Origin of the sequence: uncultured Stenotrophomonas sp. (assembly GCF_963519125.1) — a bacterium.
In the GTDB taxonomy this organism is placed as follows: Bacteria; Pseudomonadota; Gammaproteobacteria; order Xanthomonadales; family Xanthomonadaceae; genus Stenotrophomonas.
Map to the genome: position 1 here is coordinate 156,209 of NZ_CAUQLJ010000001.1, position 13,506 is coordinate 169,714.

12 protein-coding genes are annotated in these 13,506 nt (G+C 66.1%); 10 read left to right on the forward strand and 2 right to left on the reverse strand.

Annotated features, from left to right (window positions below; all coding sequences use genetic code 11):
* The first annotated feature begins 518 nt into the window (after nucleotides 1-518).
* The 6 genes from RYM47_RS00615 (at nucleotide 519) to RYM47_RS00640 (ending at nucleotide 5,985) form a co-directional block, all read left to right on the forward strand.
* Nucleotides 519-695, forward strand: coding sequence for a hypothetical protein (locus tag RYM47_RS00615; RefSeq protein WP_315385367.1), 177 nt, complete (start codon nucleotides 519-521; stop codon nucleotides 693-695).
* Nucleotides 696-984: 289 nt separating this feature from the next.
* The gene (locus tag RYM47_RS00620) at nucleotides 985-1,296 is read left to right on the forward strand and encodes a hypothetical protein (protein WP_315385368.1); all 312 of its coding nucleotides are present in this window, start codon (nucleotides 985-987) and stop codon (nucleotides 1,294-1,296) included.
* Between the two features lie 199 nt (nucleotides 1,297-1,495).
* Complete coding sequence (locus RYM47_RS00625; RefSeq protein ID WP_315385370.1) at nucleotides 1,496-3,007, forward strand: alpha/beta hydrolase; 1,512 nt, start codon at nucleotides 1,496-1,498, stop codon at nucleotides 3,005-3,007.
* Nucleotides 3,004-3,750 (forward strand): ATP-binding cassette domain-containing protein, encoded by a 747-nt coding sequence (locus RYM47_RS00630; protein WP_315385371.1) that lies wholly within the window; start codon nucleotides 3,004-3,006, stop codon nucleotides 3,748-3,750. The genes RYM47_RS00625 and RYM47_RS00630 overlap by 4 nt, the downstream gene beginning before the upstream one ends.
* Nucleotides 3,747-4,931, forward strand: coding sequence for an ABC transporter permease (locus tag RYM47_RS00635; protein WP_315385372.1), 1,185 nt, complete (start codon nucleotides 3,747-3,749; stop codon nucleotides 4,929-4,931). The genes RYM47_RS00630 and RYM47_RS00635 overlap by 4 nt, the downstream gene beginning before the upstream one ends.
* 172 nt (nucleotides 4,932-5,103) lie before the next feature.
* Entirely contained in the window at nucleotides 5,104-5,985 is an 882-nt protein-coding gene (locus RYM47_RS00640; RefSeq protein WP_315385591.1) for a CPBP family intramembrane glutamic endopeptidase, read from the forward strand.
* Nucleotides 5,986-6,041: 56 nt separating this feature from the next.
* On the opposite strand, the gene RYM47_RS00645 is transcribed toward RYM47_RS00640, so the two are convergent.
* Together RYM47_RS00645 and RYM47_RS00650 are read right to left on the reverse strand one after the other, a co-directional pair.
* Nucleotides 6,042-7,061, reverse strand: a complete 1,020-nt coding sequence (locus tag RYM47_RS00645) for an energy transducer TonB (RefSeq protein WP_315385373.1) — start codon at nucleotides 7,059-7,061, stop codon at nucleotides 6,042-6,044.
* Nucleotides 7,062-7,246: 185 nt separating this feature from the next.
* Nucleotides 7,247-7,882, reverse strand: coding sequence for a TIGR00645 family protein (locus RYM47_RS00650; protein ID WP_315385374.1), 636 nt, complete (start codon nucleotides 7,880-7,882; stop codon nucleotides 7,247-7,249).
* Nucleotides 7,883-7,989: 107 nt separating this feature from the next.
* Between RYM47_RS00650 and RYM47_RS00655 the strand changes: the two genes are divergently transcribed.
* The 4 genes from RYM47_RS00655 to RYM47_RS00670 all read left to right on the forward strand — a co-directional run bounded on the left by RYM47_RS00655 (nucleotide 7,990) and on the right by RYM47_RS00670 (nucleotide 13,466).
* Nucleotides 7,990-8,679: a glutathione S-transferase N-terminal domain-containing protein gene (locus tag RYM47_RS00655; protein WP_315385376.1), complete on the forward strand. Its 690-nt coding sequence runs from the start codon at nucleotides 7,990-7,992 to the stop codon at nucleotides 8,677-8,679.
* Nucleotides 8,680-8,794: 115 nt separating this feature from the next.
* Nucleotides 8,795-11,023, forward strand: coding sequence for a S9 family peptidase (locus RYM47_RS00660; protein ID WP_315385378.1), 2,229 nt, complete (start codon nucleotides 8,795-8,797; stop codon nucleotides 11,021-11,023).
* Nucleotides 11,024-11,060: 37 nt separating this feature from the next.
* Nucleotides 11,061-11,579 (forward strand): cytochrome c oxidase assembly factor Coa1 family protein, encoded by a 519-nt coding sequence (locus RYM47_RS00665; RefSeq protein WP_315385381.1) that lies wholly within the window; start codon nucleotides 11,061-11,063, stop codon nucleotides 11,577-11,579.
* An 81-nt stretch (nucleotides 11,580-11,660) separates the two neighbouring features.
* Nucleotides 11,661-13,466, forward strand: coding sequence for a DUF885 domain-containing protein (locus tag RYM47_RS00670; protein WP_315385382.1), 1,806 nt, complete (start codon nucleotides 11,661-11,663; stop codon nucleotides 13,464-13,466).
* The last annotated feature ends 40 nt before the right edge of the window (nucleotides 13,467-13,506 follow it).

The following is a 13,506-nucleotide window of genomic DNA, read 5'->3' on the forward strand; positions in this document are numbered from 1 at the left end:
CAAGGCTTTGAATCGACCCGAATGATTGCCTTGGACTGGATGTGGACGGCGGCGGAACACGTCAAAAAATGAAGGGCCCTGTGCCGGCGGTGCTGCGGCCAATGGCTGGAATGTCTTTTAATGCGGTTTTGCGGCCTATTGAATGAGCGCGATCGGGCAAATTGAGGAGCAGATCAGCGATGGCGGCAAAAAATAAGCTGCTGCTTCTAGACGAGATGGAGCCAATTGCAAGGGAGGCAACGCGTCAAGCACTGAACAGATTTCCCGAGCCGTCGAAAGAAGATCAGTCCAGTTGGACGCTAGGGAAATTTGAGACTGAGACCGAAGGTGTATTCGAGATATACATCCCATCGGAACGTCCCTTGAACACCAAGGTAATCAGCTGCGCCCGAGTGAATCGCCGGACAGGAGAGGTCAGGGTTGAGGTATTTCTCGATAAGCTCTTCTGATTCTGTCTTAGCCGCTAGAAGGCCCCCACTGCCTGGCACTTGCCGGGTGGTGTTGTATAGGGTCTCGAAATGTTCAGCGTGAAGGCTTCCAGGGTGTGTTTACCAATTGCCCCTGGCCAGAACGTAGCCCAGGCCGGCAACACTCTGCGCAATATTGCCCAGCGCGTGAATGGCACGGACCAACACTGGCAAATGCTGGCCGATGCGAACGGCTTTGGCGATGCAGACGCGCAAAGCGGCTCCTGAGTGTCTATGAAACTCTGGCCGGTCCAGGGTTGAGTGATCAAGGTCTGTCAAACTTTATGGACGTTAACAAGCGAATTCAAGCGCAGTATGCCTCCGCAGTCGGTATTACGGATAATCGTTTAGGCAGCAACCTTTATATGTATGCCACCTTGGCAAGGAACGGCTGGCATACCGCACAGTTAAGAAATTGGAACATGATTCAAGAAGGCCCGACTGTAATCGTGCGACCTGCAAAGCTTGGTGGCTCTTATGTTCTTCCCCCCATGACAATGAAGAGAGGAGGCCGCTGATGCCGACGCTGGCTGAGAAACTAATGGACTTGGCAGGCTCCGTCGCAACGGCGACGGGTGCCCCCGACGAGTATTCTGATAGTAGAGTTGAGGGGTGGGGGAGCATGGAGCTCGCATACAAAATGAACAAGCAAGCGGTACTTGAAGACTGGGCGGAGGTCAAAAGGCTGTTGAAGCGAGATGCGGACAAGATTCCGTTCATCGACGAGAGGCTTCACTTTGCGTTCTCGGCATTCGATGAAGGAAAGAAAGAGATTGGCAAGGCTGCGATGTTCGAGGTGTACAACCTGCAGCTGCGCAAGTTGAGATAGGCGCGAAGGTTGCGCTTGACTAAGGCGTTTTCCTCAACAAGCCCTACCACACCCATCGAGTACGGCCCTGCTGGACCTCCGCCGCGCGCTGTCTCCTGCCGCGCCCGTCGAGCGGCCATGACCGCCCCTACTTCGGTCACATCCAGCCCGCCCATCCGTCATGGCATGCTGAGCCCCTTCAACCAAGGACGTGATCGAAATGCGACTTTCCCGTCGTCCCCTGGCCGCCAGCGCAGCCGTGCTGCTGCTGGCAGCCTGCCAGGCCACCCCGGAAGCGCCCCCGCAAGGGGCGGCGCGCCAGTACGGAACACTGACGTTCAAGCCCTGCACCCTGACCAGCGCCCGGGCCAGCAGCAACGTGGAAGCCGAATGCACCACGCTGCAGGTGGCGGAGAACCCGGCCGCGCCGAACGGCCGCAGGATCGACCTCAACATCGCGCTGCTGGACACCGAGAACGAAGGCGAGGGCAAGCAGGACCCGGTGTTCTTCCTGGCCGGCGGCCCGGGCCAGTCGGCGACCGAAGTGGCGGCGATCATCAACCAGTCGCTGCGCGAAGTCCGTAAGAAGCGCGACATCATCCTGGTCGACCAGCGCGGCACCGGTAAGTCCAATCCGCTCAGTTGCGTGGATGCCAACGGCAAGGACCTGGCATTTGACGAGAACGCGGCGGCCACGCCCGAGGTAATTGCCGAGTTTGCCAAACGCTGTGCGGCAGCGCTGGTGGACCGTGCCGATACCCGCTTCTACACTACTACCGAAGCCATCGGTGACCTCGATGCGGTGCGCGCCGCGCTCGGCGTGGACAAGATCAACCTGGTCGGTGGCTCCTACGGCACCCGCGTGGCCCAGCAGTACGCTGCTCGCTTCCTGCAGCATACCCGTGCGGTGGTGATCGACGGCGTGGCGCCGAACGACCTGGCGGTGGGCGGTGACTTCGCCAACACCTTCGAGTCGGCGATCGAGCTGCAGTCGGCGCAGTGCCGGAAGGATGCAGCTTGCGCCAAGCGCTTCCCGGTCGACACCCGCACCCAGCTGCGCAACGTGATGACCACGCTGGCAAAGGCGCCGGTGGAGGTGGAGTACCGCGACCCGGGTACTGCGGCGGTGCGCCGTGACCCGATCAGTGCCAGCACCGTGACCAGCCTGGCCTTCATGTTCTCGTACATGCCGGAATCGTCCTCGCTTCTGCCGGTGGTGCTGGACGAAGCTGCGCAGGGCCGCTACGCGCCGCTGATGTCCCTCAACAGCCTCGCTACCCGCAACATGGCCGGGCAGATGAACCAGGGCATGCAGTGGTCGGTGATCTGCGCCGAAGATGCCGACCGCTATGTGGAGAGCCCGGCCGGCGACCGCATCCTCGGCCCGGAAGTGGCGCGCATGTTCTTCGCTGCGTGCCCGGTCTGGAACGTGGGCAGCCGACCGAAGAGCTTCACCGCACCACTGAGCACCGACGTGCCGGTGCTGCTGCTGTCCGGCGAATTTGATCCGGTCACCCCGCCGCGCTACGCCGAACAGGTGCTCAAGCACCTTCCCAACGGCCGCCACATCGTCGCCAAGGGGCAGGGCCACGGCACCCTCGGCGCCGGCTGCATGCCGCGCCTGCTGGCGCAGTTCATGGACTCGGCCAACGCCAAAACGCTCGATGCCGCCTGCCTGGATACCCTCGCGCCGGTACCGGCCTTCACCTCGTTCAACGGATGGGCACCATGATCGTCGCCGAGAACCTGCATAAAGCCTTCAAGACCAAGACCGGCCTGATCAAGGCGGTGGAGAACGTCGGCTTCCAGGCCGAAGACGGCCGCATCACCGGCCTGCTCGGCCCGAATGGCGCCGGCAAGACCACCACCATGCGCATGCTCTACACCCTGATGACGCCCGACCAGGGCCGGGTGCTGGTGGATGGCCTGGACGCGTCCACCCAGGCCGTGGAGGTACGCCGCCGCCTGGGCGTGCTGCCCGACGCGCGTGGCGTGTACAAGCGGCTGACCGCGCGCGAGAACATCGCCTACTTCGGTGAGCTGCACGGGATGAGCGCGTCGCACATCCGCGAGCGCACCAAGGTGCTCTCCAAGGCGCTGGACATGGAAGACATCCTCGACCGCCAGACCGACGGTTTCTCGCAGGGGCAGCGCACAAAGACCGCGATCGCGCGGGCGCTGGTGCACGACCCGCGCAACGTGATCCTGGACGAACCGACCAACGGCCTGGACGTGATGACCACCCGCGCCCTGCGCGGATTCCTGCGCGAGCTGCGCGACGAAGGCCGCTGCGTGATCTTCTCCAGCCACATCATGCAGGAGGTGGCCGCGCTGTGCGACACCATCGTGGTCATCGCGAAGGGCACGGTAATGGCGGCCGGCACGGCCGACGAACTGCGCGCGCAGACTGGTGAATCGAACCTGGAAGACGCCTTCGTGAAGGCGATCGGCAATGAAGAAGGACTGCACGCATGAGCGCGTTTGCCACGTTGTTGACCGTCATGCGCAAGGAACTGCGCGACCTCTCGCGTGACCGCCGTACCCTGGCGCTCACCCTGCTGCTCGGGCCGCTGCTGTACCCGGTGCTGTTCCTGGGCATGGGCAAGCTGGCCGAGAGCCGGGTCAAGACCCAGATCGACAAGCCGCTGGACATTCCCACCATCGGCCGCGAAAACGCTCCCAACCTGGTGCGCTTCCTGGCCTCGCAGGGACTCAACGCGGTGGACCCGCCGAAGGACCTGACCGCCGAGATCCGCGACCAGAAGATCGACATCGCGCTGCGCATCAGCCCGGACTTTGGCAAGGACTGGGCAGAAGGCCGCCCGGCCCTGGTGGAGATCGTGCAGGACAGCACGCGCCGCGACGCCGACATCCCGACCGCACGCCTGAAGGCCGCGCTCAGCGGCTACAGCCAGCAGGTCGGTTCGCTGCGGCTGCTGGCGCGCGGTATCGACGCCCAGGTCGCACGCCCGCTGGACGTGGCCACCCAGGACCTGGCCACGGTAGAGGCCAAGCGTGGGATGATGCTGTCACTGCTGTTGCCGATCCTGCTCACCATCACCTCGTTCCTCGGCGGCGCCTACCTGGTGATGGACACCACCGCCGGCGAGCGGGAGCGGCAGTCGCTGGAACCGTTGCTGGCCACCCCGGCCAAGCGCGGCGCCATCGTCAGCGGCAAGATTGCCGCGGCCTGCGTGGTCGGTGTGGTCTCGCTGCTGCTGACGTTGGCGGCGTTCAAGCTCAGCGCGCAGCTCTCCACCGGCGCGGCCGCGCGGCAGCTCAACATGGGGTTCTTGTCCATGCTGCAGATGCTGTTCGTGATGATGCCGATCCTGTTCATCGGTACCTCGCTGCTGACCTTCCTCTCGGCGGCGGCCAAGAGCATGAAGGAAGCGCAGAGCCACATGACCTGGCTGATGCTGCTGCCGATGCTGCCGGGCTATGCGCTGATGGTGTACCCGGTGAAGAGCGAGCTGTGGCAGCTGGCGGTGCCGTTCCTGGCGCAGAACCAGATGCTGCTGAAGATCATCCGCCACGAGCCGATCAGCGCGCAGATGTGGGGCGTGTACCTGGCGGCCGGCTTCGGGCTGGCGGCGCTGCTGTGGCTAGCGGCGGTGCGCCGTTACCATCAGGAGCGGTTGGCGATCTCGGGCTGACACGTTCGCATGCACCCCGGCTTGTCCGGGGTGTGTGCTTCATGGCTATTGACCACTGTGTCGCCGTGCCGCTTCATGGCTCTACCCCACTCCGGAGTAGTGCATGCACGTCGACCTGGCTTCTGGTAACACCTCCGCTGCACGTCGCCAAACCTTCCATGACGCTCCCTTGATGGAACTGGGCGCCCGTCGCGTACTCCGGCCGGGACGGCTGCGGTGGCTGCGCGCCCTTGCCTGGGCGGTGCTGCTGTTCGTCGTGGTGGTTGCCAGCGCCATGACCACCACACAGGTACTGATCAGCATGCTGCCGCCGGACGCCGGCGCCTCCAAGCTGCTCGCATACCTGGCCTCGGTGCTGGTGGGCCTGGGTGCCTACACGCTTGCGGTGCGTCTGGGTGAGGCGCGCCAGCCCACTGAAATCGCGCTGCGGCCGATGCTGCCGCAGTTGCTCGCCGGCGTGCTGATCGGTGCAGCGATGTTCGCGGCGGTGATGGCCATCCTCGCGATGTCCGGGCTCTACGACATCCGGGCGCAGGGTGCCGCACCGGCCTGGGTCGCGGTGGGAAAGGCGCTGCAGGCTGGCGTGGTTGAAGAGCTGATGCTGCGCGCGATCCTGCTGCGGTTGGTGTGGCTGGCCTTCGGACCCTGGGTGGCATTCGCCGTATCGGCGGCGCTGTTCGGCTTCGGGCATCTGGGCAATCCGAATGCCACGGTGTTCGCGGCGATCTGTATCGCCCTGGAAGCCGGCATCATGCTCGGCGCCTTCTATGTGCTTACCGGTCGCATCTGGATGTCGATCGGCGTGCATGCCGCCTGGAACTTCACCCAGGGCTACGTGTTCGGTGCGGCGGTGTCCGGTGCGGAGCTGGGGCCGGCGATAGCGCACAGCACGGCGCGCGCGGGAACGCCGGAGTGGCTGACTGGCGGCGCCTTTGGACCGGAAGCGTCATTGCCCGGCTTGGTAGTGTGTCTGGTGGTTGGCATCGCGGTGCTTTGGATGGCCCACCGGGCCGGCCGCTTCAGCGTGCCGCGCGGCGAACTCCTGCGCGGGTAAGCATGAAAAAACCCCGGATCGCTCCGGGGTTTTTCTTTTTGCGGCAATGCTACCGATCAACCGCCCGGCGCGAACGCCAGCGTGCGGCGGGTGGTGGTCGGCGCCGCCACCGGCTCGAACTTCCACTTCTTCACCGCGCCCAGCGCTTCGCGGTCGAAGATGCGGGCCGGGGTGGCGCGCAGCACGCGCGCGTTGGTGACCGAACCGTCGGTGCCGACGGTGATTTCCACCAGCACTTCGCCCGAGGTGCCCGAGCGCAGCGCGTCGGCCGGGTAGCGCGGCGCCGGAGTGCTGATCGGACGCAGCGTGGCAGCCGCAGCGGGTGCGGCGGCCGGTGCGCGAGCGGCAGCTGCCTGCGCGGCAGCAGCGGCCTGCTGGCGCTGTTCGGCTTCACGACGTGCTGCGGCCTGGCGCTCACCGTCCTGGCGTTCGCTTTCGCGACGGGCGGCGTCCTGCTGCGCGGCGATCTGCTTGGCCGCTTCGGCCTCGCTGGCCTGCTGCTGGCGCTGCTGGTCGGCCAGCTGCTTGGTCTTGTTCTCGGCGTCCTTCTTGACCTTGTCGGTCTCTTCCTGGGTCCGCTTCAGCGCGATTTCCGTGCCCTTGGTGATACCGGTCTTCAGGCGCGGCAGGGCGGCAGCGTTGGGATCGACCTTCTCGATCAGCGCCACCAGGCGCTGGCCTTCAGTGAAGTCCTCACGGGCCAGGCTCTGCTCGGCGGCAATCAGCACGTACGGCTGCAGGTCGGTCAGCGCGCTCTTGATCGAGGCGTCGTCCGGGGTCTTCTCGCGCAGCGCCAGGTAGTACTCCATGGCGTTGTCGCCGGCCGGGGCGTACATGCGGTTCTCGCGCAGGGCCTTGCTGGCCAGCTCGCGCAGTTCCTCGGTGCCCATCGACTGGACCTTGGCCGACACCGCCGGTGCCGGTGCCGGCGTGGCGGCGGGTGCGGCAGCCGGTGCTGCGGCGGTCGGCGCGGCCGGCGTTGCGGTTTCATCCTTGCCCGAGCAGGCGGCCAGAGCCACCACCAGGGTCAGCGGCACCAGCAGGCGCGCCTTGGCGTTCGTGTTGACGTGCGACATCCAACTCCCCTTTGAAGAACGGCGATACGTAGGGCCTGATGCGGTCAGGCCGACCGAGGGCCCTGGACGATTCCCAGCGTCCAGGCCATGCAACAGGTGCTCAATCTAGCATCCCCGCGCCCCGCTGGGGGCGGCAGATGGGGCAGGGCGGCACGCCGGGGCGCGCCGCCGCCCAAGGGCCGGTCTCAGTGGGCCAGCGACTTGCTCGGGGTGTGGGCCATCAGCTTGTCGGTGTAGGCAATGCCGATCGCCGACAGGATGAAGGCGGCATGGATGATGGTCTGCCACATCACGCCGCTGCCGGTCATGGTCGTGCACTTGAAGGATTCCTCCACTGCCGGACCGTACTTGGCCACGGCGTCGAGCACGGCGGTGACGTATTCCGGATTGCCGCAGGACGGCAGCCCGTCCAGGTTGCCCGCACCGATGAAGGTCTTGAGCAGGTGGATCGAGGAGATGCCGATGATCGACAGGGCCAGCTTCACCTTCAGCACGCTGGCGTTGACGTGGCTCAGCCACTCCGGCTGGTCGGGGTGGTTCTCCAGGCGCAGGCGGGAAACGAAGGTCTCATAGCCACCCACGATCACCATGACCAGCAGGTTGGAGATCATCACCACGTCGATCAGGCCCAGCACCAGCAGCATGATCTCCTGCTCGCCCATGGTGTTGGCCTTGTGCACCAGGTGCCACAGCTCCTTGCCGAACAGGAATACGTAAACGCACTGCGCCAGGATCAGGCCCAGGTACAGCGGCAGCTGCAGCCAGCGCGAGGCGAAGATCAGGGACGACAGGGGACTGATGGGCTTGGCGGAAGAACTCATGCTGGAATGCTGCGTTGCTGGGGACGCCGCAGGGTACCGGGCCTTCATGACCCTGCCAACCCGACTGACGCACTAGACTCGGGATTCCTGAACCGCTGGGTCCTGTCATGATCGATCTGTATTACTGGCCTACCCCCAATGGCCATAAAGTCACCCTGCTGCTGGAAGAGCTGGGCCTGCCGTACACCATCAAGCCGGTCAACATAGGCAGCGGCGACCAGTTCAAGCCGGAGTTCCTGGCGATCTCGCCGAACAACAAGATGCCGGCGCTGGTGGACCACCAGCCCACCGACGGCGGGGCGCCGCAGAGCGTGTTCGAGTCCGGCGCGATCCTGCTGTACCTGGCCGAGAAAACCGGCAAATTCCTGCCGGCCGACACCCGGGGTCGGGTGGCGGTGCTGGAATGGCTGTTCTGGCAGATGGCCGGGCTGGGCCCGATGAGCGGCCAGATGGGGCATTTCAGTGTGTATGCGCCCGAGCAGATTCCGTATGCCATTGAGCGCTATGGCAATGAAGTGCGCCGCCTGCACGGGGTGATGGACAAGCGCCTGGCCGAAAGCGCGTTCCTGGCCGGCGACGCGTACAGCATCGCCGACATGGCCAGCTACCCGTGGATCAACGCCTACGACAAGCTGCCGGCCGATTTCGCCGCGTTCCCGAACCTGAAGCGCTGGCACGAGGCGATCGCCGCGCGCCCGGCCACCGAGCGGGCCTACGCGTTGCGCCAGAAGGTAAATCCGGACGCGGGCAAGCCGCTGAGCGACGAAGAGCGCAAGCACCTGTTCGGCAAGCGCTGACCCGAAAACGTGGGTGTATCGACATAGAGCCGGGCTCTGCCCGGCTCCAGGGGCTGCCCGGGCAGAGCCCAATCCCATACGCTAGGATGTCCGCCTGCCGTCGCCGGACCCCTCCATGCGCCACCTTGTTGCCTCGCTCGCCCTCATGCTCGCTTCCACCACCGTCGCCCACGCCGAAAAACTCACCCTGGACGCCATCACCGGGCCGCTGCCGCTGTCCGGGCCGACCCTGATGAAGCCGAAGGTGGCGCCGGACGGCTCGCGCGTGAGCTTCCTGCGTGGCAAGGAGGCCGACCGCAACCAGCTGGACCTGTGGGCCTACGACATCGACAGCGGCCAGACCCGCCTGCTGGTGGACTCCAAGGTAGTGCTGCCCGGCAATGAAACCCTGAGCGATGCCGAAAAGGCGCGCCGCGAACGCCAGCGCATTGCCGCCATGACCGGCATCGTCGATTACCAGTGGTCGCCGGACGCGCGCACCCTGCTGTTCCCGCTCGGCGGCGAACTGTACCTGTACGACCTGGGCAAGCAGGGCAAGGCCGCCGTGCGCCAGCTCACCCATGGCGAGGGCTTCGCCACCGACGCCAAGCTCTCGCCCAAGGGCGGCTTCGTCAGCTTCGTGCGCGACCGCAATCTGTGGGTGATCGACCTGGCCAGCGGCAAGCAGCTCCAGCTCACCCGCGACGGCAGCGACACCATCGGCAACGGCGTGGCCGAATTCGTCGCCGACGAGGAAATGGACCGCCACACCGGTTACTGGTGGGCGCCGGACGACTCGGCGATTGCCTTCGCCCGCATCGACGAATCGCCGGTGCCGGTGCAGAAGCGCTATGAAATGTATGCCGACCGCACCGAGATGATCGAGCAGCGCTATCCGGCCGCCGGCGACCACAACGTCACCGTGAAGCTGGGCGTGATCGCTCCGCGCGCCGAGGCTGCCCCGAAATGGGTGGACCTGGGCCGCAATGCGGACATCTACCTGGCCCGCGTCGATTGGCGCGACCCGCAGCGCCTGACCTTCCAGCGCCAGTCGCGCGACCAGAAGACCCTGGAGCTGATCCAGGCCGACCTGGCCAGCGGAAAGCAACAGACGCTGGTGACCGAAACCTCGCCGACCTGGGTGCCGCTGCACAACAGCCTGCGCTTCCTGAAGCAGGGCGGCTTCGTGTGGTCGTCCGAGCGCAGCGGCTTTGAACATCTGTACCGCGTGTCCGACGACGGCAAGACCGTCACGGCGCTGACCCAGGGCAACTGGCCGGTGGACGAACTGCTGGCGGTGGATGAGGATGCCGGCAAGGTCTACTTCCGCGCCGGTGTGGAAAACGCACGCGAGAGCCAGATCTACGCGGTGCCGCTGCAGGGCGGTCCGCTGCAGCGCCTGTCGCAGCAGCCGGGCATGCACAGCGCCAGCTTCGCGCGCAACGCCAGCGTGTACGTGGACAGCTGGTCCAACACCACCACGCCGCCGCAGATCGCGCTGCACCGGGCCAGCGGCGAGAAGATCGCCACCCTGGTGGAAAACAATCTCGAAGACCCCAATCACCCGTACGCCCGCTACCTGGATGCGCAGCGTCCGGTCACCTTCGGCACGCTCACCGCCGCCGATGGCCGCACCCCGCTCAACTACAGCCTGATCAAGCCCGCCGGTTTCGATCCGTCCAAGCGCTACCCGGTGGTGGTGTACGTGTATGGCGGCCCGGCCAGCCAGACCGTCACCGACAGCTGGCCCGGCCGTGGCGACCACCTGTTCAACCAGTACCTGGCCCAGCAGGGCTACGTGGTGTTCTCGCTGGACAACCGTGGCACGCCGCGTCGTGGCCGCGATTTCGGCGGCGCGCTGTACGGCGTGCAGGGCACCGTGGAAGTGGCCGACCAGCTCAAGGGCGTGGCATGGCTGAAGCAGCAGCCGTGGGTCGACCCGGCGCGGATCGGCGTGCAGGGCTGGTCCAACGGCGGCTACATGACCCTGATGCTGCTGGCCAAGGCCTCGGACCAGTACGCCTGCGGCGTGGCCGGCGCGCCGGTGACCGACTGGGGCCTGTACGACAGCCACTACACCGAACGCTACATGGACCTGCCGGCGCGCAACGCCAAGGGCTATGAAGAGGCGCGCGTGCTGGCCCACATCGATGGCCTGCGCTCGCGCCTGCTGCTGATCCACGGCATGGCCGACGACAACGTGCTGTTCACCAACTCCACGTCGCTGATGAGCGCGCTGCAGAAGCGCGGCCAGCCGTTCGAGCTGATGACCTATCCGGGTGCCAAGCACGGCCTGTCCGGCAGCAACGCGCTGCACCGTTATCGTCTGGCCGAAGATTTCCTGGGCCGTTGCCTGGCGCCGTAACGCTGCACTGCGGATCGGGCAGCCAAGGAGGACGCCGATGACCTTTCCACCCCCGCTGACCCGGGCGCACCCGCCCGGCTGGTGGCGCCGACACTGGCGCTGGGCCATGCCGCTGGCCGTGCTGGCGGTGGTGCTGATGGTGGCCGGGATGGTCTGGCTGGCGCTGCTGGAATGGTCGCGCTGGAGCCGCGCCAGCGAGCCGTATCAGGAGGCCATGCGTCGCGCGCGCTGCAGCATCGAACTGGTGGCGGTGCTGGGCGAACCCATCCAGGACGGATTCCTGCCCACCGGCAACGTGCAGCGCAACGCCAACGGCAGCGCGTCCAGCCAGTACGTGGTATCGCTGTCCGGCCCGCGCGGCGCGGCCGAACTGTACCTGGAAGCGCACCGCGAACGGGGCGAGTGGGACTACCCGCTGCTGTACGCCATCACCCGCAATGACGCGGCGATCGACCTGACCGCACTGGACGATGCCGAAGCGGCCGGTGAATGCGCGCTGCGCGACTGCCGCGAGCAGGGCCACTGCCCGCTGCCGGGCGGTCGCTGGGGACGCTGAGCGGCGGGCATGACCTCCGGCCGATTGCCGCCCAACGCCTGAGTGCGTAGGGTCGCAGGGAACCGCTCACCGGAGTCCTGCATGAAGCCGCTTGCCCTTGCCGTCGCGTTGGCCCTTTCCGTTCCCGCCGCGCTCAGTGCGCCGCCGGTCTTTGCTGCGGCGCCTGCTGCCAACAAGGCGCCGGCCAGCGCCGCGTGGGTGACCCGCAGCAACGAACTGGCGCAGATCCTGCTCAATGCGCAGGGCCCGTTCCAACCGGAAGAAACCGGCTTCTTTGGTGTGCCCGGTTACGACGACAAGGTGGCCGACTTCGGCCCGGACAACGCAAAGCGCTACCGCGAGGCCATGGCCAAGGCGCGCAGCGACCTGCAGGCCAGGCTGGCCACCGAGCGCGACCCGAACGTGCGCCAGGACCTGGCGATCATGATCGCGGCAGCCAGCGAGAACATCGAAGGCAGCGAACTCAACGAAAAGTACCTGCTGCCGTGGACCGACACGCCGCAGGTGGTATTCAGCGGCATCAACCTGCTGCTCTCCGACCAGGTGCCGGCCGAGCGTCGCGCCAAGGCGCTGGATCGCCTGAAGGCCTATGCCGGCCTGGCGCCGGGCAGCACTGCCATCACCACGCTGTCGCGCCAGCGCTACGAAGAACGCCTGAAGGACGCGAGTCTGCTGCAGCCGACGAAGATCGAGGTGGAGCAGTCGCTGGCGAACGTGGACACCTACATCACCGGCATCGAAAAGCTGTTCGACAAATACAAGGTGGCCGGCGCCGACGAGGCCCTGAAGGCCATCGCCACCCAGCTGCGCGAGTACCGCGACTGGACCAAGGCCGAAGTGTTGCCCAAGGCGCGTGCCGACGCGCGTCTGCCGGAGCCGCTGTATGCGTTCCAGCTCAAGCGCGTGGGTATCGACATCGACCCGCAGCTGCTGATGCAGCGTGCGCAGCTGGAGTTCATGGAAACCCGCTCGGCGATGCGCCAGCTGGCGCCGCTGGTGGTCAAGGCCAAGGGCCTGAAGGTGGCCGACCCGACCGACCCGGTCGCCGTGATCCGCGCGCTGAAGGCCGACAAGATTGCCGACGACCAGCTCGAGCACCACTACCGTGGCGTGATCGATGCGATCGACCCGATCATCCGCGCGCAGAAGATCGTCGACGTTCCGCAGCGCCCGATGCAGATGCGCCTCGGCTCGGCGGCCGAAAGTGCCGCATCGCCTGCACCGCATTTCCTGCCGGCGCCGCTGGTGGGCAACACGGGCCAGCAGGGCACCTTCGTGCTGCCGCTGGGTAACCCGGCCGCCGGCGACAAGGCCGCACAGTACGACGACTTCAATTTCGGCTCGGCCGCGTGGACGCTGAGCGCCCACGAAGGCCGCCCCGGGCATGAGCTGCAGTTCACTGCGATGGTGGAGCGCGGGGTGTCGCTGGCGCGCACCATGTTCGCGTTCAATTCGGTCAACGTGGAAGGCTGGGCGCTGTATGCCGAAGCCGAAATGGTGCCGTACGAACCGCTGGACGGGCAGTTGATCGCGCTGCAGTTCCGTTTGCTGCGTGCCGCCCGCGCGATGCTGGATCCCATGCTCAACCTCGGCCTGATCGATCGCGCCAAGGCCGAACGCGTGCTGATCGACGAGGTCGGGCTGTCCAAGGCGATGGCCACCCAGGAACTGGACCGCTACATGGTGCGGTCGCCCGGCCAGGCGGGCAGTTACTTCTACGGCTACACCCGGATCCTGGAGCTGCGCATGCAGACCGAGCTGGCGCTGGGCGAGCAGTTCGACCGGTTGGCCTTCAACAACTTCCTGCTGGACCAAGGCCTGTTGCCGCCGGACCAGCTGGCCAAGGCGGTCAACGAGGTGTTCATTCCGAAGTCGAAGGCGCGCTGATCGTTTCCGTGCGGTCACGACCGATGGTCGTGACCGCCGT

Coding starts and splice junctions, on each gene's coding strand:
- RYM47_RS00615 (WP_315385367.1), top strand. CDS start 519: ATGTTCAGCGTGAAGGCTTCCAGGGTGTGTTTACCAATTGCCCCTGGC.
- RYM47_RS00620 (WP_315385368.1), top strand. CDS start 985: ATGCCGACGCTGGCTGAGAAACTAATGGACTTGGCAGGCTCCGTCGCA.
- RYM47_RS00625 (WP_315385370.1), top strand. CDS start 1,496: ATGCGACTTTCCCGTCGTCCCCTGGCCGCCAGCGCAGCCGTGCTGCTG.
- RYM47_RS00630 (WP_315385371.1), top strand. CDS start 3,004: ATGATCGTCGCCGAGAACCTGCATAAAGCCTTCAAGACCAAGACCGGC.
- RYM47_RS00635 (WP_315385372.1), top strand. CDS start 3,747: ATGAGCGCGTTTGCCACGTTGTTGACCGTCATGCGCAAGGAACTGCGC.
- RYM47_RS00640 (WP_315385591.1), top strand. CDS start 5,104: ATGGAACTGGGCGCCCGTCGCGTACTCCGGCCGGGACGGCTGCGGTGG.
- RYM47_RS00645 (WP_315385373.1), bottom strand. CDS start 7,061: ATGTCGCACGTCAACACGAACGCCAAGGCGCGCCTGCTGGTGCCGCTG.
- RYM47_RS00650 (WP_315385374.1), bottom strand. CDS start 7,882: ATGAGTTCTTCCGCCAAGCCCATCAGTCCCCTGTCGTCCCTGATCTTC.
- RYM47_RS00655 (WP_315385376.1), top strand. CDS start 7,990: ATGATCGATCTGTATTACTGGCCTACCCCCAATGGCCATAAAGTCACC.
- RYM47_RS00660 (WP_315385378.1), top strand. CDS start 8,795: ATGCGCCACCTTGTTGCCTCGCTCGCCCTCATGCTCGCTTCCACCACC.
- RYM47_RS00665 (WP_315385381.1), top strand. CDS start 11,061: ATGACCTTTCCACCCCCGCTGACCCGGGCGCACCCGCCCGGCTGGTGG.
- RYM47_RS00670 (WP_315385382.1), top strand. CDS start 11,661: ATGAAGCCGCTTGCCCTTGCCGTCGCGTTGGCCCTTTCCGTTCCCGCC.